At 43.4% G+C, this 21,454-nt stretch carries 15 protein-coding genes; 3 read left to right on the forward strand and 12 right to left on the reverse strand.

The annotated features are described in order from the left end of the window. Positions 1-436: 436 nt before the first annotated feature. The gene (locus tag ACTHMC_RS25225) at positions 437-760 is read right to left on the reverse strand and encodes a nuclear transport factor 2 family protein (protein ID WP_440417534.1); all 324 of its coding nucleotides are present in this window, start codon (positions 758-760) and stop codon (positions 437-439) included. Between the two features lie 24 nt (positions 761-784). Further along, on the reverse strand, positions 785-1,579 hold the full coding sequence (locus ACTHMC_RS25230; RefSeq protein WP_440417536.1) for an SDR family oxidoreductase: 795 nt from the start codon (positions 1,577-1,579) through the stop codon (positions 785-787). 126 nt (positions 1,580-1,705) lie between these two features. Between ACTHMC_RS25230 and ACTHMC_RS25235 the strand changes: the two genes are divergently transcribed. From ACTHMC_RS25235 to ACTHMC_RS25245, 3 genes are all read left to right on the forward strand, one after another. After that, entirely contained in the window at positions 1,706-2,092 is a 387-nt protein-coding gene (locus tag ACTHMC_RS25235) for a winged helix-turn-helix transcriptional regulator (RefSeq protein ID WP_440417538.1), read from the forward strand. Between the two features lie 942 nt (positions 2,093-3,034). Beyond that, a complete protein-coding gene (locus ACTHMC_RS25240) occupies positions 3,035-4,312 on the forward strand; it encodes a hypothetical protein (RefSeq protein WP_440417540.1) in 1,278 nt (425 codons plus the stop codon). After that, complete coding sequence (locus tag ACTHMC_RS25245; RefSeq protein ID WP_440417542.1) at positions 4,309-5,139, forward strand: DUF4249 family protein; 831 nt, start codon at positions 4,309-4,311, stop codon at positions 5,137-5,139. The genes ACTHMC_RS25240 and ACTHMC_RS25245 overlap by 4 nt, the downstream gene beginning before the upstream one ends. A gap of 66 nt (positions 5,140-5,205) precedes the next feature. Here the strand turns inward: ACTHMC_RS25245 and ACTHMC_RS25250 are convergent, their stop codons facing one another. The 10 genes from ACTHMC_RS25250 to ACTHMC_RS25295 form a co-directional block, all read right to left on the reverse strand. Further along, positions 5,206-6,666 carry a hypothetical protein gene (locus tag ACTHMC_RS25250; protein WP_440417544.1) on the reverse strand — a complete coding sequence of 487 codons (1,461 nt, stop codon included), beginning with the start codon at positions 6,664-6,666 and terminating at the stop codon, positions 5,206-5,208. A 440-nt stretch (positions 6,667-7,106) separates the two neighbouring features. Beyond that, the gene (locus ACTHMC_RS25255; protein ID WP_440417545.1) at positions 7,107-8,117 is read right to left on the reverse strand and encodes a type IV toxin-antitoxin system AbiEi family antitoxin; all 1,011 of its coding nucleotides are present in this window, start codon (positions 8,115-8,117) and stop codon (positions 7,107-7,109) included. Between the two features lie 1,011 nt (positions 8,118-9,128). Continuing rightward, the gene (locus ACTHMC_RS25260; protein WP_440417547.1) at positions 9,129-10,220 is read right to left on the reverse strand and encodes a redoxin family protein; all 1,092 of its coding nucleotides are present in this window, start codon (positions 10,218-10,220) and stop codon (positions 9,129-9,131) included. 78 nt (positions 10,221-10,298) lie between these two features. Further along, positions 10,299-11,705 carry a RagB/SusD family nutrient uptake outer membrane protein gene (locus ACTHMC_RS25265; protein WP_440417549.1) on the reverse strand — a complete coding sequence of 469 codons (1,407 nt, stop codon included), beginning with the start codon at positions 11,703-11,705 and terminating at the stop codon, positions 10,299-10,301. Between the two features lie 11 nt (positions 11,706-11,716). Beyond that, positions 11,717-15,079, reverse strand: a complete 3,363-nt coding sequence (locus tag ACTHMC_RS25270) for a SusC/RagA family TonB-linked outer membrane protein (RefSeq protein WP_440417551.1) — start codon at positions 15,077-15,079, stop codon at positions 11,717-11,719. A gap of 145 nt (positions 15,080-15,224) precedes the next feature. Next, entirely contained in the window at positions 15,225-16,361 is a 1,137-nt protein-coding gene (locus ACTHMC_RS25275) for a FecR family protein (protein ID WP_440417553.1), read from the reverse strand. A gap of 86 nt (positions 16,362-16,447) precedes the next feature. After that, positions 16,448-17,029 carry an RNA polymerase sigma factor gene (locus tag ACTHMC_RS25280; RefSeq protein ID WP_440417555.1) on the reverse strand — a complete coding sequence of 194 codons (582 nt, stop codon included), beginning with the start codon at positions 17,027-17,029 and terminating at the stop codon, positions 16,448-16,450. A 238-nt stretch (positions 17,030-17,267) separates the two neighbouring features. Beyond that, a complete protein-coding gene (locus tag ACTHMC_RS25285; protein ID WP_440417557.1) occupies positions 17,268-18,743 on the reverse strand; it encodes a M57 family metalloprotease in 1,476 nt (491 codons plus the stop codon). A gap of 100 nt (positions 18,744-18,843) precedes the next feature. Further along, the gene (locus ACTHMC_RS25290; protein WP_440417559.1) at positions 18,844-19,962 is read right to left on the reverse strand and encodes a clostripain-related cysteine peptidase; all 1,119 of its coding nucleotides are present in this window, start codon (positions 19,960-19,962) and stop codon (positions 18,844-18,846) included. 618 nt (positions 19,963-20,580) lie between these two features. Continuing rightward, positions 20,581-21,453 carry a glycerophosphodiester phosphodiesterase family protein gene (locus ACTHMC_RS25295; RefSeq protein WP_440417561.1) on the reverse strand — a complete coding sequence of 291 codons (873 nt, stop codon included), beginning with the start codon at positions 21,451-21,453 and terminating at the stop codon, positions 20,581-20,583. Between the last annotated feature and the right edge of the window lies 1 nt (position 21,454).

Below are 21,454 nucleotides of genomic sequence, written 5' to 3' on the forward strand. Positions count from 1 at the left end.
CGATCCTTCACAAAGTATCACCCTCATATGATATAGAGGGATTTTGGATTGTTGGCACAGATGGAGACCTGCCACTTAATCCTGAACAAAGGCAGGTCCTGGAATTATCCTATAAACCTGTACACGACAAACAATGGCACAACGCATGGGCACAGCTCTATGAGCGAAAAAAATAAGATAAGAAGGTGACATTATTCTGTGCCAGCAGCTGCCAGGGTATAAAAGGCTCAAAATCATTTCGATGTTTTTGTAATCACAAAAGGACTTTTACATTTCAACCGCTGCATTTATTTTCAGTCTGTTACGTGTAAAAGCCATAAAAATTGTCGTGATATTTTTTATGCATCGCCTTCTTGGCCTCTGATTTACAGCAACTCATCACCTGTGCTTTTAAATTAAAGGAGCGTGACTCGTTCAGGTCACGCTCTTTGTTATTTTATCCGGTCACTTTCAGGTACTGAATTTTCCCGTCGATGATATCGAAGTGAAACTTCAACACCAGTGGACTTCCCGGAAATGTCCCTGAGACCTCTGCTGAAAGAACGCTTGATGTACCGTTTCCGGTGTATTCAAGAGGCTTCATCACAGACCGGTATTTTTCATTTGTTTCAGCGATCAGGTGCTGGATCGCAACTCGTCCTTTGTAGAGCTTTCCTTCATCCAACATTTCGCCCGTCTCAGAAAAACACGCGGCAAAAGCAACATTGTCAAAATTGTTTTGTGCCTTCACCAGGTCTTCTACTACTTTTGGCAGTTTCATGTCTTTTTATTTTTTAAAGGGTGATCAGATGGTGGGTACGGTTCCACCGTCGATGACGAAATTTGTTCCTGTTAAGTATTGCGCTCTTGGTGAAACCAAAAAGCCAACCAATTCGGCTACTTCCTCCGGCTCAGCGGGCCTGCCATACGGTATGCCTCCCAATGCATCCATCACACTTTGCTGAGCTTCTTCTACAGTACTTTTAGCATTTCTTGCAATCTCGCCCAACCAGGCTTTCGATGCTGTTGTATTTATCCATCCAGGCGAAACAGTTAACACGCGTACACCTTTGGGCGTAACTTCATTTGATAAACTTTTACTGTAATTGATTAATCCTGCTTTAGAAGCCGCGTATGGCAAGGTAGAATCGTATAGCGGCAATTTGCCCTGGATGGAAGCGATGTGAATAATAACACCGCTTTTCCTATCGATCATTTGGGGTAAAAATCCCCTGTCAAGCCTGACAGGAGCAAGTAAATTAGCTTGCAGGGTTGATATCCAATCCTCATCATTCAGTGCTGAAAAACCACCGGCGGGTGTTGATGAAGAACCAAGGTTGTTTACCAGGATATCCAGCCTGCCATAGGTTGACAATACTTCGCTGATTACTTTTTGCGTATCTTCTGCCTTGCTCAGGTCAGCAGGAACAAAATAAAGGTCTGTATCTGCCTGTTCGGGTTTGTTCCTCGCGGTAATGACTACTGTTGCACCAGCGGCCTTTAAACGTTTGGCGATTGCTCTTCCGGCACCCTTGGTTCCACCTGTTACTAAAGCTATCTTACCGGATAATTCGTTACTGTAGTTGAATTGCTGATCCATATGTTTTTTGTTTATAGTGCAAATCTCGACAGTATGAGGATGGCAAACAATTACGGAGTTACGAATCATATACGGACAAATTTATCCGTATTGGCTGCTAGTCGGGTGTGGTATATATTTGTAGTTATGTACATAAAAAAGACTACTCCGACACTCAATTGTGGACTTGACCTTGTTGGTGAAGTATTGTATGGAAAATGGAAGATCCGTATTCTTTGGTTCATCCATATGGGCAACTTACGGCCAAGTGAACTTCAACGGAAAATTCCCGATGTAACCAGGCGGGTATTGAATGTACAACTGAAGGAACTTGAAGATCATGAACTGGTTACGAAAACGATCTTTCCGGTGTTGCCTCCAAAGGTAGAATACAGTCTTACTGATTTCGGTAAATCTCTCATTCCCCTGATCCAATCCATCGGACTTTGGGGCGACGAACATGAGGAGAGACTACGCAGGGTGATTTTAAAACAAATTGCGCCGTTAGGTTTGGATGACACTCCAGTTAGTTAAGCAGTTTATCTGAATCGAGCACTCTCCATCTCTTACCGAAGCTTTGCAATCTCTTCGTTCTTTTCCTTAGCGGCTTCCTTCATTTCTACTCGCCCTCACTATTCATGTATTTCAGGAGAAGCTTTATAGAAGCTTAAAAATTGTATTTTCACAACAATTTGTCACTAACCATTATCAACTGAATTCTTGAAAACCGGACTAACCTTAACCCTCTCACTGCTTTCCTGCAACCTCCTATATAGCCAGTCCGTAGTGGACTCGGTCAAAAACATGGATACCGTAACAGTATCCAGACAAAAGCAGTTAATTAATGGAGTGAACAAACTCACATTAAGCGCAAAGCAGATAGAAGTGGCGCCAAAAGTAATGGGAATAGCAGATCCCTTAAAATCAATACGCTTCCTTCCTGGCTTTGGCAATGGGGGCGATGCCAATACAGGTGTACAGTACAGAGGGCTTCCGTCAGGAAGCAATGGCTATTTTTACAATGGTGTCCTCGTTCATAACCCAAGCCATCTTTTCGGGTTATTCCCTTTATTCAATAATAATGTTGTTGAAGACCTGAAGTTGTACACGGGCATTATTCCGGGAAAGTATTTCGGGAAATTATCCGGATACATCGATATAAACAGTAACTGGCAAGTCAGAGATACTACTCTTATTAAAGCAGAAGCCTCCCTGGCTCATCTGGGCGTAGGCGCCAGAATTGAACGGGACTCCATTCAGATGATTGAAGTATTCTGGAGGAATACTTTTATGAATAAAACACTCTGGCCGGTCTTAGGTAAAACAGGAATGGATCTGGAAAGCATGAATTATGATCTGTTTGACTTCAACCTGAACGCCAAAAGGGCTTTCAACAAAAGTGAGATAAAGGCTTTCTTATACACCGGTAGAGATAAAGCTAAGTTTGATCTGTATGAGAAGAATGCAAAGAACAGTATGGAATGGGGAAACCTGGTGATGGGAATAACCCATACTGCAGTTCTCCGGCGAAATCTGCAATGGGAAAATAATCTCGGATACTCAAAATATGACACCCGCGTTGCATTTGATCTGTATGGCGAAGAGTTTGCACTGGCCAATCATCAAAAAACACTAACCATAAACTCTACCCTGACCTATCGAAAATCCCGCCGCTCGGTGGAAACAGGCTTCCTTTACCTGATCGATGATTTAGGCACTGCGCTTCTGAATCAGGGGCAGGCTGCTCAATCTGGCGGTAATGTCCGGTATAAAAGTAATCAACATTTATTCAAATACTTTTTGAACGCCTCAACTCCTTTATCGGAAAAATTTGAGCTCTCAGGATCACTGAATCTTTCTACAGTTTCAGCTGTTGAACGGCCGTTTTTTATTAATCCCGCTGTTTCATTATCCTGGCTGATGGATGCAAGGAATACATTTTTCGGTAGCTTCTCGATGGCATACCAGCCAATTCACCAGGTAGGTCTTACAAATATTAACCTGCCTGTTGATTATGTAATTCATGCCGACCGCAATCTCACCGTTTCAAAGATCAGGGAAGCCTCCGGCGGATACCGTCACGCAGGAGCAAGGATCGAATACAGTATCGATGTTTACTACAGATGGCTATCTGGCTTAAAAGAATTTAATGGCAACATTGTCTCTTTACAGGAAAGCAATGAAATTTCCAGTGGCATTGAAAATGGAAATGGAGTTACCTACGGAGCCGACTTTTTTGCAAGATTAAATACCCCTCGCAATTACTTTACGATAAACTATTCCTATTCAAGAAGCTTCAGGAAATTTGATGCGATCAATAATGGAGGATGGTATAAGTTTATTTACGACCGGCCACATAACTTAAGTATTGTAAACTCGTATAAAATCACTCCGCGAATATCCTGCTCCATAAGTTTCATGTACAATAGCGGAAGCGCATATACACCCACAGTGGGCATGTATTATTTTGGAAATTCCATTTTGGCGGAATATGGAGACAAAAACAGCGCCCGGATGGAAGCCTACCACAGACTGGATGCAGGGGTAAGCTGGTTATTGAAAAAAACTTCCAAAAGCAGGCAAACTCTGGGTATTTCAATTATCAATATTTACAATCACTCTAATCCGATTTATATATACCAGAGTTATGACCGGGATTATTTTAAGAAGAACAACGCTTTTAAGATGATCCAAAAAGATGGCGCAAGTTTACCGTTCTTACCTGCAATTACTTATTCATTAGAACTACTATGAAAAAGTTACTAGTAACAATCACTATCAGTACAATATTTTCTGCATGCATAAAGGAAGGCACTCAAAAAAAATTCGAGCCCAAATTTGTAGTGGAAGGCATCATCGAGAATGGAGCAGTTCCTGTGGTTAAAGTAATGCATAACATACCTACCAACTTCGTTATAGATGAAAAGCAACTGGAAGCTCTCATTATCCGTTGGGCAACCGTAAAGGTGTCTGGTGGAGGAGAAGAAGAAATCCTGACATTGACCCGCAACGATAAAGTTTTTCCTTATTTATATTATGTTGGCAATTCTCTGAAAGGAAAAGAAGGGCAGAAGTATAAACTGGAAGTCAGATACAATAATGATGTTCTTCTTTCCGAAACTGAGATCCCACTTTACAAGCCTGCCATCAAAGGTGTATCTTATGAATGGCTTGATCCGGAAAAGGCACAACCTGTAGTAAATGTTGACAATGCAAATCCTGAAGCCAATTACCTGTTGTTTACGAAGCTCATTACTCAACACGAGTTCTATGCAACCACTCCAAGAGGGATAAAGGCTATTGACCAGGCGGCCAAAGAATTCACTGTGTCATTGCTGAGGACCCGATCGATACAGGATTCCATGAACTCTTCCAGGTATTATAAAAAAGGGGATGAAATAGCAATGAAGATATCCAACGTTTCTGCGACAAGCTACAAATTATGGTCTGCGGTTTCACAACAAGGTCTTCAGCTTTCATTTTTGAATTACTCTTCTGATTTTGCCGGAAATATTGAAGGAAGTGGTATAGGAATCTGGTATGGAGCCAATTCTACCATTGACACGCTGACTATTGAATAAAAATGCCATCACGTGTGAGTGATGGCATTTTCTTTATCGCCTGATTTAGAGCCTGGCGCTGTATATCTAGAATTTCTCCAGCAAAGCTTCGATATCGTCGATCAGATTTTCAAAACCTGTTTCTCCGAATACTTCAAAGCTGACTTTAGAACCATCTCCGAATACAAGTAAAGGTTCTACATCGTAATAACGTACAGTAATATTGCCGTATTGGTTTACCTCTTCTTTCAGCTGAAAGGTAACTGATGCTATTTTCTTCTTCGTTTTGGTGTTTACAACTACAATGGCGCCGTGTTTATTTAACAGGTTGGCCAACGCTGTATAATATTCCTTTTCATACTTTTCATTATCACTCCGGTACTTTTCATAGGCAGTATTGTACAGGCCCATTGCAATTTCCCATTTCGCATTATACTCGTTCAACGCTATCTGGTACGCTTCATAGCTATTGTAGTCATCATAATTGGGATACTTTATATTTCCGAAATAAGCCTCCCAATCAGGAGAAACAGGCTCTTTGTCGCTAACTGGTTTTAATTCATCCTGAATCTTTTTATAATCAACCTGGCCACCCAATGTTAAATTACCAACTGACAATGTTGTGTTGCCAGACACGAACAGGTCTATTGATTCGTCGTCCCCCGCATTCTGCAGATTGTCGTACGACAGTGAATTGAAATTAAGGTTGGCATCCAATGCAATTAAAGTTTCGGAACCTTTTGTAAAACTAAATTTAGTACCGGCCAATTTATTGTCAGTGTTCACCTCAAACCTGGCAGTATAAGACCCGAGTACAAGATTTACATTTACCAGTTTGGGAAGGTTATCATCATGGTAAGAGTAGTTTGAAGACAGGCTCATCACTTCCGATCCATTGATCGTCATTTTGGCCAGCATCTCCGAGGGTAATTCAAATGTTTCCTCTGTGTTTGTTTCTACAGCATCATAGTTTCCAGTTTGAGGATTATATACATAGTCATAGCGAGTACCATGTTCGACAATAGATTTTCCGGAATTTTTATACGTAATAGTCAGGACCGTATTGTTCGTAGTCCCATTTTTCGTAGCAGGAAAATGAAATTCAATTTTGTCGTTAGAAGCTGTCAGGTCCCACTCTCCCGTAGATTTATTGTATTTATAAATTCCAAATGCCTTACTTAGTTTATAGGATTTCTTTTCTGTAACTGACGTAGTTATTATCGATAACGTATTATTGATGGCTGTTATTTCCGGCGATCCAACTCCCAGTTTCTTAATTGCATTAACCGTAATACTTACTTCAGGAGCTTCCAGGTTATTGAAGCTTTCTAATGCTTTTATAGCAGTATTGGAACTTAAATCATCCACTTTTTTTACAAAATCCCGCCCTTCAGACTCCATAAAGGCTTTATTGGCGGTTACGCCTTCTTTGTCATAAGGCAATTCATAAATAGGAGGATTGGTTTCCGGTTCAGTGTCGTTGGATTTTTTACATGCACTGAATACTAAAGGTGCTGCGATCAACAGCAATGCAGTTGTCTTTTTCATAATAAAATAAAGTTTACAAAATGGTATCAGACGGGGAATAATATGAGATAAGCGTTAAGGATTTAGTTAAGTAAGCAGCGCAAAATTACATCTATTTTTTATTAATTTAAACTGCTTGAGACAGTTTTGGAGTCAATCCAGGGCTAACAATAACGCTTCAACGTAATATTGATGAAATTATTTTTCCCTTAGATCTGAAAACTAATGAATACTTATCCTGTCGTGTATTCATGACAAATACTACCGAGCACTTTTACATCACTTTTGCGATTCCGGGTACAAAGGTTGTTACACTTTTCTTTATTTCATTACGGGAATCAGTAAATGTCTATAAATCCAGGATCAACCGGATTGGATAGGCTTGCGGAGAAGCAGAAAGCAAGTAAAAAGGCCGCCATCAGCGACCTTTTACGTTTACTATTTTATGCAAGATCAGGGCATCAAGCCCCTGCCTCAATCTGATCTTTTATATGTTTATCATAAATCAACTTCGCCGTTTCTATACATCTTATATTATCAGTTGTCAACAAATCAGCATACACCAATAACGCGGGCGCAACAGCCTGCGCATCCCCAGTCGTCCACCAAAACTTTTCATACACCAGCACATCTCCTTTTTTATCCGGCACTAATCCTATTTCTCCAGCCTGGTCACTAATAAAACCATCACCATACATCGTCAATACCCTCGCCTGCAAATACCCTGTCAGTATTTCCCCGGCAGCTTCGCCTCCCCACTGCATGTTCAGCGCTTTGATTTTTATATCCTTCCAGTTGCCCCTGCTTTCTTCGACCGCTATCCGGAAAGCCCCCTGAAACAAATCTGGCTTCAAGATTTCCCTGTACCCGGCAACCCATCGCTCCAGTAATTGCTTTTTGTTTTTAAGCGCTACTTTCCGTTTACCAAGGGGAACCATATACCCCGCTTCCGCCAATCCATCCATTATATATTTGATATTCCCCAGAGCGATACCCGTCTGCTCCGCTAATTGCCGGTAAGTCATGGTTATCGCGTCAGGATTGTTCAACAAATGAAAAACTGCCCTTAACCCTGTTTTAGTAAACGCCCGGTTTGACACGGGCTTTGTTTCCTTTATTGGTTTATTCCCGTCAAGGAAAATGGTAGCCTGGCTATTATTGATGAAGATGTTCCCGTTCGCCTCCAGGTAAGCAATCCCTTTCATGCGCAATTGCTCCCTTGCAGGTGCAGTCAATTTTTCCGCCACTACTAAAAGTGGAAATCGAAAGTCCTGGGATTTCGCAACCTGATCTATCTGGTAGGCTGCGAGCTGTTTTTTATACGCAACAATGAACTGCATTTTCCGATCCTGAAAGGCAATTCCATAGACCATATCCTCAGCCTTTCCATAAGTCTGCCAGGTAACTTTGATTCCAGTCCTGTCCTTTAATAGCTCCACTGCCTGATCGATAATTTCTGCCTGCTTGTTCATAAATCAACCTTGTTCATTTAGAGAAATCGAGCAATAATAAGGAACAAACCCGATATCAAAAGCCCCTATTTGTTCACTAATACTTATTTTGTTCACTAATAATGAACAATATAAAACAGTGAACAAAATGATAATTTATTGATTTACAATATTTTATTTTCGAAAATAGGCCGGGGTTGGGCAAATCCAATTCTCAAATCCGAATTAAGTTATCGGTTGACCTTCTCTCATCTTTATTCCAAAAACCCTAGAATATTTGGCTCATCAACTTACTAACAGCATAGCCCATGCGCCCGCAAAACCAAAACTTTAACCCTACAAAAGGATTTTTGATTTCAATCAATCCCCTGACAATCCTGAACAACCATCACCGAAAAATATTACCCCTGCATTCTATATATTCGTAACCAGTCACCCCTTCTGATCCAACCCTTTTTTACCCAATTACCCTTGAAGCCCAACTTAACCATCAATAGCACTTAGCCATACCTGTTTCCAAGACCCTACCTTTAAAAAGCAAAAAAACGACCCGGCAACCATCGATCTGGATATCGGCTACTTCTCCAATTTCCACCCGGTCAATAAACTCTGCGGCGACAGCCGCCATTAAAAAATCCACCCCGTTGAAACGAGATGGATTTGCTTTCTTATGAGAGCAGCCTATTTGTTGCTTGATACCTTGAACGCCTGTTTCCCTCTCACATTTGAAGGAACAGGAACTATGTATACGCCTTAAGGCAAGCGTCTTTTTCAGCTTTAAGATGTTGGATCAAAAAGAAAAGGACGGTTTTCTTGTACATGATCCAATTACCATTATATCCAATGCAAAAAAAAGGCCACCATATTAAGCATTACTCACACACTGATAAAGCCCCTCATGCCGGCCGCTCTTTCTACCGGCAAAATCAGGTAAATCTTAATGGGCACCATTCGTACAGCGATATAAAATCAAAGCCTGCATACTCAGGAATCTCTTCCATCGCATGCAGGCTGAACATTAAATTTCTTCAATCAATCCTTCAACAATTCCTCCAATTTCTTACCCAGATCTTCCGAATCCTTTCCTACATAACGTCCTATGATCTTCCCCTCTTTGTCAATCAGGATCTTTGACGGGAAAGCCTTGATAGCATATGCTTTCACAATGCTGAACTTTGCTACGTCCACATTATTCAGCACCTGCACCCATGGAATTCCATCTTCCTTAATCGCTTCTTTCCATTTTACCTCCGCCTCATTAACAGCATTCTCTCTTTCCTGCGCAATGCCGATGATTTCGAATCCCTTGCTTTTATACTTCTCATAAATAGTCTTCAGATGCGGATGCGATGCCCTGCACGGGCCGCACCAGCTTCCCCAGAAATCAAGCAATACGATCTTTCCTTTCAATGCCTCCAGGCTTACCAGATTTCCATTCATATCGTTCTTCTTCAGCTCAACTGCTTTCATCCCTACCGCGGTAGCCTTGGTTCCACTTACAAGATCACCCACAGTTTTGCCATACACTGATTCCTTAGCTATGAAACCCAGACTATCATATTTAGGCTCCAGTTCCCATGACTCAAGATCGTAAGCGATCTTGCTGAGAAAATATGCGGCCACCAGGGATTCCGGGTACTTATTAATAAATCCTTTTTGAAGCTGCAGCCGTGAAGCCATGATCCTGCGCTGCATTACCCACACTTGCTCTTCCGTTTGGGCATTTGGTTTTTTCTCGTAGGTTTTCTTGAATTCTGTCCACAAACTGTCGGACAGATTGCCGAAGGAGGGCCTTACCTTGCTCCACTCTTCATTTGCCTTTCCTCCTTTGACGGTTGATTTGTAAAACTTCTTTTCATCGCCTTTGATCAACACAGGGCCTTCACCAATGAAAAATTCAAGTGCAGGTGGATTGAAGGGAAATGAATCCATCACCAGTAACAATGCCGGATCAGTGACTGATAGGGCGGCCACCACCGGTTTGGCTGTTTTGTAGGAGAAACGGACAATTCCATCTTTTCCTGCTTTTGCGGAATCTGTCACTTTCACTCCTTCTGATGTATAATTCAGTGTAACGGTATGTTTGCCGATACCCGACAACTTAGCCGTGATCGTATTTGTCATTTGCGCAACTGCATGTCCGATATAAAGAAGCAATATTGCTGAGCAGGTCATCATCTTTTTAATCATCCTTTCTGGCTTTTAATATCCCTGGTTCTGTGGTTTCAAAGCGGGGTTCCTGGTGATCTCTGCTGCTGGTACAGGAAAAAGTACTGCGGTGGATTTCCATTTTGTGGGTTTCTCGGCCAGGAGCACTTCATTTGCCTTTCCTGTACGTTTGAGATCCAGCCATCGATGCCCCCACTCAGTGAAGAGCTCTATCCGGCGTTCTTTTGCAACAGCCACCAGCATTTCATCCTGGTCGTTGGCAGTGGGAAGTCCGAGGCCGGCTCGGTCGCGGACCATCAGCAGATCGGATGCAGCGCTTTCGTTACCGGTGATCTTGTTCAGATGAGCACGGGCTTCGGCACGGATCAGGTATTGTTCGGCCAGGCGCAGCACCATGCCATATTCCTGGTTGCCGTTGGCGGTAGCATCGCTGTTTGCCCTGAATTTACGTGCATAGGTATACGTTTTTCCTGCAAGGAGCATTTCTCCTGTCCAGGCAGTTTTGCGATTATCATTCTGTTCGAAGGCAGCCAGCAATGATGGCCTCAATACGTAATTGGGGCGGGTTCCCGTAATAACAGGCAGGAACTGCACGCCTTCTGCAGCAAAGCGTCCCTGAACTTTTGTGGTGAACTGCCAGATCGCTTCTTTACTGTTAGCCAGAAAAACTTTATCCAGGGTTTCCAATCCATACAGGCTTGTTTTATTGATAACAGCAGAGGCTTCTGCTTCAGCATTCTCCCAGTCCTTCAGGTAGAGATGAACACGCGCCAGCATCGCGGAAGCGGCCCACTTATTCACTCTGATCCTTTCTCCGCCAGACAATGCATAATCATCCCTCATCATATCCCTTGCATCTTTCAGATCAGAAAGGATTTGCTGATAGATCTGATCGGATGTACTTCTCGGCAACGATGGTGTAATTGACACATCCGTAGTTGTTACCAATGGAACTTTATCAAACAGGTTGGTGAGATAAAAGTAACAATATGCACGAAGGAATTTTGCTTCTCCGATAGCCCTCTTTTTAGCCGTGGCCGACAGTTTCGCAGAGGCTGTTACGCCGTCAATAATGTCATTCGCCCTGTAAATAGTAGCATAAGCATCAGTCCAGATGGCGGCAACGCGACCGTCAGTAGTGACCAGTTCATTATTGTAGTATTGAGCAAACTGCGCCAGGTAATGCGTTGTTTCATCTGCTGTCATGCCGGTCAACACGGTAATACCAACACCAAAAGGATTGATGCTATGTACGGTGCCGTACATTTGTACATACATTCCTGCCAGAGCAGACTGTACCGTTACAGAGTCTTCAAAGATCTTATCAGATACCACCTGGTTCACCGGTGTTCCGATATCCAGCATTTTTTTGCAGCCGGTTACCGAGATCAGCAATAACGCCAGTATAGAAATGTGAAACTTTATATTTAATTGCTTCATCGAATTACTTTTTAGAATGAACATTGCACACCCAGTGTGACCATTTTAATTACCCCAAGATTGTAAGCCTGCGTTTCAGGATCGATACCCGGATAATCCGTTTGCGTAAACAGATTCTTACCCAGCATGAACACCCTGAAATTGCTCAGCTTCATCTTCTCCATCCAGGCGCCACTGAACTGGTAAGACAGAGAAACGTTCTTCAACCTGATATATGACGCATCCAGGATCACAGCATCTGATTTCAGGTAATGACTGATGAATGCTTCCTGGTAATCCGTTGTTGGCTTGAACCCGCGGTTCAATAAATAAGCTGGAAAATTTTCCTGATTGCCAGGAATTGAACCAGCGATATTGGCTCCCTGTTGCTTCACAAACTGGAAAAGGAAGTCGAGCTGCCAGCCTTTGTAACGAAGGCTGTTGTTCAGGCCACCGAAATAATCCGGGTTTGTTTTTCCTCCTGCCACCATATCCCCTGTTCCATTGGCAAACAGACCAGGCGTGATCACTTTATCACCATTCAGGTCTTTCACAACAGGCACACCATCTTTGAATTCGGAGAATACATAAGCAGGGATCATATCCAGGGATTTTCCCACCTGGTAAGTGCCTGCAAAAGTGGAACTGGAAAGTCCATCATACTTTACAAGCTTGTTCCTGGGTATACTGATATTGAACATGGCATTCCAGCTGAAATCTTTCCTCTTGACCATCGTAGCATTGAGCTCCAGTTCAAGACCGGTGTTCTCAACTTCAGCAGGCAGGTTAGCGCGATAAGATGTAAAGCCAGCCTGTGATCCGAGCGGAATTGAAACAAGCATATTGTTGGAGCGGTGTCGGTATGCAGATAAAGTCATCAACAATCTATCCTGCAGGAAACCGAGTTCAAGCGCCAGTTCAATTTTTTTAGTGGACTCCCAAACCAGGTTCGGGTTACGGATCCGGCTGGGATACAAGGCCGGCGTAGAGCCATAGGATGGAATAAGCGGTGTTGTTGTATAGGTTGAAAGGTACTGATAGTCGGGGATCTGGTCGTTACCCACGGTTCCGATGCTTCCTCTCAGTTTTCCGAAGCTCAGCCAGGGTAGATTGTCTTTCACCTGGTTTTCTTCGCTGAAGATCCATGCAGCGCCAATGGCTCCAAAATCGCCAAACTGCTTGCCAGGCGCAAAACGGGATGAACCGTCCCTACGGTAGCTCACGTTCAGAATGTATTTATTGTCCAGGTTGTAGCTGCCCCTTGCGAACACAGATGCGTACCTGTATTTGGTCTCGTTGCTGGATAAAGTCTGGATACTGGTGCCGGAGCCCAGGTAAGTACCCAGATTTTCCATGAGCACATCAGATGAGAATTCGCCCATCATCATGAACGGCTGCACCGATAAAATGCTTTGGAAAGTTCCACCGGCAAGGGCTGTAAACTTACCAGGACCAAGGTTTTTGGTGTAATCCACCTGCGGCTCAATGATGAGTGACTCGGAAGAATGGCTGCTGAATACTGCCAGTCCCTTTCCCTGAAAATATGGATCCCGGGCTGCGGTTGGCAACGCAACAAACTGTTTATTATAGATCTTATTATACCCCAGAGCAGTCTTGATCTTCAGATCAGAAGTGAGATTATAGCTCAATGAAACGTTCGTGATGAGGTTATCCGTTTCGGCACGGGTGAAGCCCATGAGAGATGCCATAGGATTGTCGAACACGCCGTTCCAGAATAAACTTCCATCAGGATTATAAACAGGATAGTTAGGTGGCACCCAGGCAATGAAATTCAAATCCACGGAAGGCAGCAGGTTCTTATCCCTGGAGTAGTTTACACTGGCTGTGGCATTGAATTTTCCATCCTGTGAGCGATGGTTAAGGTTCAACAGGAAACTTCCTTTCTTGTTTCCGAAATCTCCATTGTACACCGCAGTTTCATGGTGATAATTTCCACTCATCAGGAAACTGGTAAACTGGTTGCCTCCGGAAATGGAAACATTCGCATCGGTGATCCTGTTGGTTTCACCCATGATCTCTCTTTGAAAATCCAAACCTTTCTTCTGATCCCATTCAATAAGATCGGGAGCAGTGGCTGCATCGGGGTCATAACCATCATTTTCAAATGCCTGCCTGCGTACATCGAGGTATTGTTCGAGGGATGCCAGTTTCAGAAACCTGTTCACTTTGCCCATACCTGTGTAAAAGTTCACATCCACTTTTGTTTTACCGGTCTTTCCTTTTTTAGTAGTGATCAGTACTACGCCGTTGGCGGCCCTGGAACCATAAATAGCAGTGGCGTCTGCATCTTTCAGGATTTCCATACTTTCAATATCCGCAGGAGAGATGCTGTTGAGCGGGCTCAATCCTGATCCTACTGCAGATGAAGCAATAGCCAGGCCTCCTCTTCTTTCCATAGGTGTGCCATTGAAAGGAACACCATCGATAATATATAATGGCAGTGTACCGCCTGTGATGGAATTACGGCCACGGATCTGCACATTGATGCCGGCGCCCGCACTTCCGTCGGATTCAGACACAAACACACCAGCCAGGCGACCGGATAAAGCCTGCAATGGATTTGACACAGGCACTTTTGAGATCTCGCTTGACTTTATGCTGGAAACTGAACCTGTATTGAGTTTCTTACTGGTGGCATAATATCCCTTGAATACAAACTCTTCGAGTTTAGATTCCGAAGGTTTCAGGGTAACCGTCAGAACTGTTTGCTCAGCTACTTTCATTTCCTGATCCTGATAGCCGATAAATGAAAAAACGAGGATCTGCCCCGGGTTGGCATTGATGATGAACTCGCCTTTGGCGCCTGCGCTGGTGCCGTTACTTGTTCCCTTGATCTTTACAGAAGCGCCAGCCAGCGGTGTTCCGTCGGCGGAGAGAATGGTGCCGGTGATGGTTTGGAAAACGGGATATACCATAAGCTCTGGTATCCTTTCAGTCTTCGGCGACCTGACAGATGCGCTGATGATAACAGATGTATTCTCAATACTGTAATCCAGTGACTGGCCTTTCAATACGGCATCCAGGAAAACGCGCAATGATTGATCTTTAGCGTGGATACTTACTGGCTTTGCGTTACGAAGGATAGCTCCATCGTACAAAAACACAAAACCTGTCTGCTTTTTCACAGCGGCAAGCACCTTTTCAAGTGGCTGGTCCTTTCCGGAGAAAGTAACGGTTTGCGACAGGCTTTTGGCACTCACATGCATACCCAGGAGTAGCATAAAAAGAGCAGTCAGTTTCATGATACGGAGCAGTTTTTTTGAGAACCGGATCTGATCAGCCGGTGCTTCTGCCCATTGTTCCATTCCTTTTTTGGGGAATGATACCAATGCAGCAGCCACACCTATCCGGTTACAAGAGAAGAGAAAATTCATACTTTTGTAACGGTTTTGGTAAATAAATAAGTAGGCAGTCTTACTGGACGTCTTTCTTTATGGATTGATCCGAAACTATCGCCGGCTCCTGTCGTAACCAGGATCCGGTTTTTTTATCGGCATCAATCAATGTGCTTGTTTGTGTTTATTGTTGAACGATCAGTTTTCTACCTTCCAGCCTGCATTTCACCTGCATGCGCTCCAATACTTTCAACACCTGTTGCAGGCTGAGATCCCGGCCCAGCTCTCCCTGAATTTCTCGGGTGGGTACAGCTCCTTCATATATTACTTCGATATCGTACCACCGTTCCAGCTGACGCATGGCAGTGGGAACATCGGCGCGATCGAAATAGAAAAGTCCATTTTTCCAGGTCACCACCTGCGCCGTATTCACCTTGCTCACTTTAATATCTTCCGAAGTTTGTGACACGCGTGCCTGCTGGTCCGGCATCAGCCTGGCACTTTGGTTGCCGTTGTTCACCTGCACTGCGCCTTCCACCAGCGTGGTATTGATGCTGGCCTCGTTTGTGTATCCATTGACGTTGAACTGCGTTCCCAGCACAATCACTTCTGTATTGGCCACAGTTACTTTAAAAGGTTTATTACTGTTCTTACGCACATCAAAATAGACTTCGCCTGTAATGTCAACCCGACGCTCATTGCCTGCAAATGCAGTGGGGTAGCGGATGGAGCTCTCGGCATTCAGCCATACAGCAGATCCGTCAGGCAGTTCAACTCTGAACTGACGGCCCCTTGGTGTACTGAGTGTATTGTAAACAGCGCCTTTCGGATGATGATCCGTTCCTGCATAACTGATGCTGTTATTCTTCAATACAATATCTGCCCCGCTTTGCTTTGCCACCACGCCATTCTGCAAACTGTCGAGCAGGATCTGGCTTCCATCATCCAGCGTCAGAACAGCACCTTCTCTCCCTGGCAGAATATCAGCCTGGGCAGTAGTTTCCCGGGAAGGAGCGGCGGGCTTTTCACCCGAAAGCCACCACCATGTAATACCGGCCGCCAACAATACTACAGACGCAGCGGCCCAACGCCAGTAAGGGGTGGCGATAGAAATACCCCTTACCGGCGTTGGCTGGTAGATCCTTGATTCAAGCCGCTTCCAGTTCATGTTTTCCATGGTTAACTTTTCCTCACCGGGTACAGAGTTGGAAAAGTCTTCGTCTTGCTCAAAATAGTCGTAATGTTTTTCTACATAGACTTTTTCGGCTGAGGAAGCTTTCCCTTTCAGATATCTTTCCAGGATTTTTTGAATGTGTTTCATGCAGCAAGTAAAGAGCGGTTGACGCTCTCCGGGTATATAGCCACATAAGTGCAGCATATCTCCCAAAAGATCTCAAAAAAAATTTATCAGGAATAATGAACGGCCATAACCGTGGCAATAAGCGGAAGAATACGGGGTTTCAGGCCATTGAGTGCAGTTCCCAGTTGATTCTGAACGGTCTTCTGGGAAATACCCAGTGCTGTTGCGATTTCTTTGGTGCTCATCCTGGAATTTACATGCAGCAGGAAAATTTTCCGGCGTTTGTCCGGAAGGGTATCAGCGTAGGCCTGTACCAGTTCCATCAGGTCTTTGGAAAGCAATCTTGACTCGGGCTCCTCTGTTTCCAGCAATAACTCCTGGAAGGGTTCAAAGAAGGTATAAGTGATTTTAGATCTGGTCAAAGCATTCAGGGTTTCATACCGGGCGGCCGTTTTGAGATAGGCTTCGAGATGGAGGATTTCCAGGGATTCTTTTCTTCGCCATAATTTATAGAAGACCTCCTGTACCAGGTCTTCGGTTTTTTGTTTGTCCCTTATCCGTTTATAAACTGCATTGAACAGCTGCCACCAGTATTTCCGGTAGATGGTCTCAAATGCCTGGCGGTCGCCCTGGGTGAGCCTTTGAACCAGCACAGGATCATTATCAGACATGTCAGCTGACGTGTTCAATACGCTGTTTAAAATGTATAGAATGAAATTTTTTTAAATCGGAAGGAAAGGTCTGTGGTGGCAATTAATCCGGATAAAAGTAAAGGAAATTGATAAGAATCGGAGAAATAGAGGGGTACAATAAAAAACTTGTCAGGCCAATGTATACTGGAAAAGGCCTGACAAGAAAGTTTAAGCGGAGTGTAACACCAGCTGTTTTGTTATCTTATTACTGGTAGTAAGATAATAATAGCCAGACTTAGATAGGAAGTTTGTAGAGTCTGGAATTCTGAACCAGGAACAAATCAGTACCAATTGAAGTCATTGCGGATGTTTCTTCCCATACAGACCCGCCAAACTGGGTATAATTTCCGCTGGTATCTACTTTGAAAATCCTGTTATGAACCACTACATATAACCAGCCATTGCTATTTGTTATTGCAGCAGTGCCTCCGTAAATGATAGGCCCCAATTGAGTTGCCGCTCCGGTAGTAGGATTAACCTGATACAACCTTTGGCTTTCTACAATGTATAAGGAACTGCCCATGCTTGTCATTCCTTCAGTGGCAGTCCAGAATAAACTTCCCTGGCGGGTATAAGCTCCGGTAGTTGGGTCTACCTGGTAGAGTCTTTGATTTTCTACAATATACACCCAGCCATTTAAGCTTGTCATTGCATCTGTTGCAGTCCAAACACCAGGTCCTATTATCGTAGCAATGCCGGTAGCAACATTAACCTTATAAATTCTTTGATTTTCTACGATATATAAAAATCCATTTAAGCTTGTCATTGCTTTAGTGGCAGTCCAAAGTTGGGTTCCTATTTGAGTATAAACTCCTGTAGTCTTGTTAATCCAGTACAATCTCTGATTGTCAACAGCGAACAGCGTGTCACCCATACTTGTCATTGCATCGGTTGTAGCCCAGATTCCTGTGCCTACCAGCGAATGACCAGAAGCGAGTTTGGGATACATACCCGCAACTGCATCTCTGTCTCCCGTTGGAAATCCACCCCAGGAAAAACCACAAGTTCCGCCATTCATAACAGACAAGGGATCACTGGATGGTGTTCCAGGAACCAGAACAGCCCCTTCGGGATTTGCTGCCTCGCCGTTGAATGCCCAATTGGTATGCCTAAGTCCGATATTATGTCCAAGCTCATGAGCCAGCAAAAAAACCAGCTTACCATGGTTTAGTCCGGATGCCAATGTCTCTGAAATATACACCATGTCGAATGGACGGCCATCTGCATAAGGGAATCCTCCAAGACCACAGACACCCGTGCCGAGAAAATTATTCCTGGACACTGTAATTTGCGCCTGAGCGGGATCCGTTGTTCTGACGAATAAAATCTCAGAATTAATTGAATTTTTGTATGCCGCTATTGCTTCGTCCAGCGCCGCACTTACATTGTTGTAAATGCTTACAAAATTGTTATCCAAATACACTCTTATCAGTGTTCTATCCTGAGACACTAAATTGTAAGTCCTGTATTGTTTCACTTTGCCAGGATTATCTACAGTTGAGGGATTCTTATGGAACATTATGTCTCCTCCAACAATATAATGGTCGTCAAATTCCACTATCGAAGATTTTGTAAAACCCATCTCAAGGATTCTACTTAAAACCTTATTGGTTTGTTCCGGTTCCGGGCTTTCATTTTTAGCATCTTGTTTCTTACAAGAAAACACAAAGGCCATTAAACCCATTAATAGCCAAAACTGTACTTTTTTCATGGTTTTCAATTTGTTAATAGAAATGATAAAATGGATCACGCCTGTTCATCAGGCCGTGTATTTTGGAAAACTGCTATTCATTTTTTTAGAATCGATACGCTCAGTCTGGAAAGAGTTGGCTCCAGTTGCTTTCTTTAGCCCAGGAGAATTTGCCGTAGTAAGACCGGAGCGGATCACCTGCATCTGGCAAATAAATACTCAACCCGCTGAATGTTCTTATAGGACTACCCAGGAATGAAGCTGTGTGATCCTTGTAAATAATCGCTTTGTCTAATTGCTGTTTTATTTCCTTGTATTCTTCTTTAGAGTAATTTTTATCAAAAAAATCCAGGAAGTCGTAAGCATCTACACGGGAGGTGATATCGAAATTCAATTTCTGGATGGAACTTCGTTGGTACCCGGAAACCGGAAGCTTTTGGCTAAGTAACTGCTTTGTGAGTGCTGCCAGTTTATCCAATTCTCTTGTATCAATAAGCGAAACTGTAGCGGAAGCATTTATTCCCGACAAAGTATCATAATACTGAACAAACTTTTCGCACACGCGCATGAGCTCATCAGGCCCGCCAAACAATAGGGGTACTACAGTCTCGTATGGATAACTGGAAGCAAGTACTTCAGAAGGAGAAGCCAATATATATTTTGCTTTGCCCTTCATCTCATAGATTGCCTCTATGCTTGCCATGGAACAGGCATCAAACAGGATGAAATCCATATTATCCCGCAACGCATTTCTAAAATCCCTGATGTCCATTTCTCTGCCTCCATCTGCTCCAACTGCATTGGGAGCAACACCACCCGGAGGAGCCCAGGAAGTTGCATGCGACCAAAAAACAAGTCCAAACGAAGCTGACGGCGCATATAACCTGGATTCATTGATCACACTGGAAAGAAAATCCGGGTCTGATGTATTTTGACCCCGGTAGATCCTTATGGTATCTGCACGCTGAGCAGACTGGTTAACTCTTATCAAATAAGAGTTTCCGGATCCCGTCTTCAATAATACAAGCAGTTCCCCTTTAAAATTTTTAGCTCCTGCCTTGATGGCATTAAAGCTATTAACTGCATCTTCCGACAGATCATTATTGGCCGCCATATAAACAAGTACCGTACGTCCGACAAAATCATCGTTCTTTGCTTTTCTGCAATTCTGAAACAAAGAACTAACGCATAGGCACACTGCTATAAGGCCATGTTTTTGGCTTATATTTAGTAAGTACATACAGATACTTTTATACAGGTAAAATATTGCGTCTTCTTCCTTTGCAATACAATTGCAACAGGATCACGCCGGGTCAGCCTCAGAAGAGTTGACCAGTCAGAAAATCAGATGGGAGTAGTAGCTATCGTAGTTTGTCAGACCCTTTCTGCAAGGGTAGGAAAATACTTGTTTCCAGCCGGAAGCCAGTCTGAACAAGTGTTTAAATGATCTGAATGGGAAGTGGAGGGCTGAAAAATCTGTAGTCTCCCCTGAGTAACCGGAGAGGAGGTAGTGATCAACAGGTTCATACGCGCTAGGATTTTCTCTGCTGGTGCAGGTTGGTTTACTGGTATCAAATTCCAAACAAATCTAACTGTAATTAGTCAGACAGAATTTTATTTCATGTTATTTTTAGCAACTGCGAAGAATCAGCGTATAAGTGCGTAAAACATCCAATAACTGCGTTTTGGTTTTTATGCGTAAGTAGTAATTTATTGTGAAGAGAAAAACAAAATGCGTATATACAACACCGATACCATTACGGTTCACTATTAAAATAAAAAAAACAAATGATTATTACCTCAGTATGAACAGGAATTATTTTAAAAGTATAACTCTTTATATATGACGCAATAAAGATCAATGTTTTTGTTTCATTGCTTCCGCCACTTCCACCGGCAGATCAGATTCCAGGATATCCGCGCCCTGCGCAAAAATATCCCTGTAAGCAGCTGCGCGCTCTTGTACTGTTGCCAGTTTATCATACACCGGCGCAGCCGAGATCATACACATCACCCCTCTGGCATGCAGCAAATCAAACATTACTTTATTGGCAGGTTTATTTTCTGAACCGATATAGGCGATCATATTCTTCCAGGGTATGCCGGCAGCTTCATATTCCTTCAACGCGTCCTCTGTTTTTACAAAAGCTGACATCATTCTCTCCGGGTTATCGTTGAAATAAAACTTTGCCTGTTTGGCATTGTGCACGGTAACCATCATAAAATGATCCGCCTTGTTTTTTCTGAGCAGGTCTGCGATCATCTGCATCGGCACATCCTTCTTATCAAGGTTCAGCACTGTTTTCCCTCTTGCCCAATCGATGGCCTCCTGAAGCGTTGGGATCCGATAAGGAGTTATATTTCCATCCCTGTCCTTTAACCGGAGCTGCTTTACTTCTTCCCAGGTGTAATCAGACAGCTTGCCTTTGCCGGTAGTTGTCCTGTCCAGGGTAGCATCGTGCAACAGAACAATTACACTGTCCTTTGTAAGGCGCGGATCTATTTCAAAAAAAGCAGGGGTGTTCTTTAATACATACGCAAATGTTTCAATGGCATTTTCAGGATATCCTTTCAGGTAGCTGCCGCGATGCCCGCTGATAATCCGCTCACCCTTTCCCGTATAATGAAAGAAAGCATGCAGGTCTGCAGTCTTCTTTATTGGCAACTTTTTCAACTGGCTATAGCAGGTGGATGCAATACAAACAGCTATGAACAGAGAAAGGGTTTTCATT

It is taken from the genome of Pseudobacter sp. (assembly GCF_051955275.1).
GTDB lineage: Bacteria > Bacteroidota > Bacteroidia > Chitinophagales > Chitinophagaceae > Pseudobacter.

What these genes read in the sequence shown, in the direction of transcription:
- ACTHMC_RS25265 (WP_440417549.1), bottom strand. Translation starts at nt 11,705, where the DNA reads ATGAAGCAATTAAATATAAAGTTTCACATTTCTATACTGGCGTTATTG.
- ACTHMC_RS25295 (WP_440417561.1), bottom strand. Translation starts at nt 21,453, where the DNA reads ATGAAAACCCTTTCTCTGTTCATAGCTGTTTGTATTGCATCCACCTGC.
- ACTHMC_RS25255 (WP_440417545.1), bottom strand. Translation starts at nt 8,117, where the DNA reads ATGAACAAGCAGGCAGAAATTATCGATCAGGCAGTGGAGCTATTAAAG.
- ACTHMC_RS25275 (WP_440417553.1), bottom strand. Translation starts at nt 16,361, where the DNA reads ATGAAACACATTCAAAAAATCCTGGAAAGATATCTGAAAGGGAAAGCT.
- ACTHMC_RS25230 (WP_440417536.1), bottom strand. Translation starts at nt 1,579, where the DNA reads ATGGATCAGCAATTCAACTACAGTAACGAATTATCCGGTAAGATAGCT.
- ACTHMC_RS25250 (WP_440417544.1), bottom strand. Translation starts at nt 6,666, where the DNA reads ATGAAAAAGACAACTGCATTGCTGTTGATCGCAGCACCTTTAGTATTC.
- ACTHMC_RS25235 (WP_440417538.1), top strand. Translation starts at nt 1,706, where the DNA reads ATGTACATAAAAAAGACTACTCCGACACTCAATTGTGGACTTGACCTT.
- ACTHMC_RS25240 (WP_440417540.1), top strand. Translation starts at nt 3,035, where the DNA reads ATGGAATGGGGAAACCTGGTGATGGGAATAACCCATACTGCAGTTCTC.
- ACTHMC_RS25225 (WP_440417534.1), bottom strand. Translation starts at nt 760, where the DNA reads ATGAAACTGCCAAAAGTAGTAGAAGACCTGGTGAAGGCACAAAACAAT.
- ACTHMC_RS25260 (WP_440417547.1), bottom strand. Translation starts at nt 10,220, where the DNA reads ATGACAAATACGATCACGGCTAAGTTGTCGGGTATCGGCAAACATACC.
- ACTHMC_RS25270 (WP_440417551.1), bottom strand. Translation starts at nt 15,079, where the DNA reads ATGAATTTTCTCTTCTCTTGTAACCGGATAGGTGTGGCTGCTGCATTG.
- ACTHMC_RS25290 (WP_440417559.1), bottom strand. Translation starts at nt 19,962, where the DNA reads ATGTACTTACTAAATATAAGCCAAAAACATGGCCTTATAGCAGTGTGC.
- ACTHMC_RS25285 (WP_440417557.1), bottom strand. Translation starts at nt 18,743, where the DNA reads ATGAAAAAAGTACAGTTTTGGCTATTAATGGGTTTAATGGCCTTTGTG.
- ACTHMC_RS25245 (WP_440417542.1), top strand. Translation starts at nt 4,309, where the DNA reads ATGAAAAAGTTACTAGTAACAATCACTATCAGTACAATATTTTCTGCA.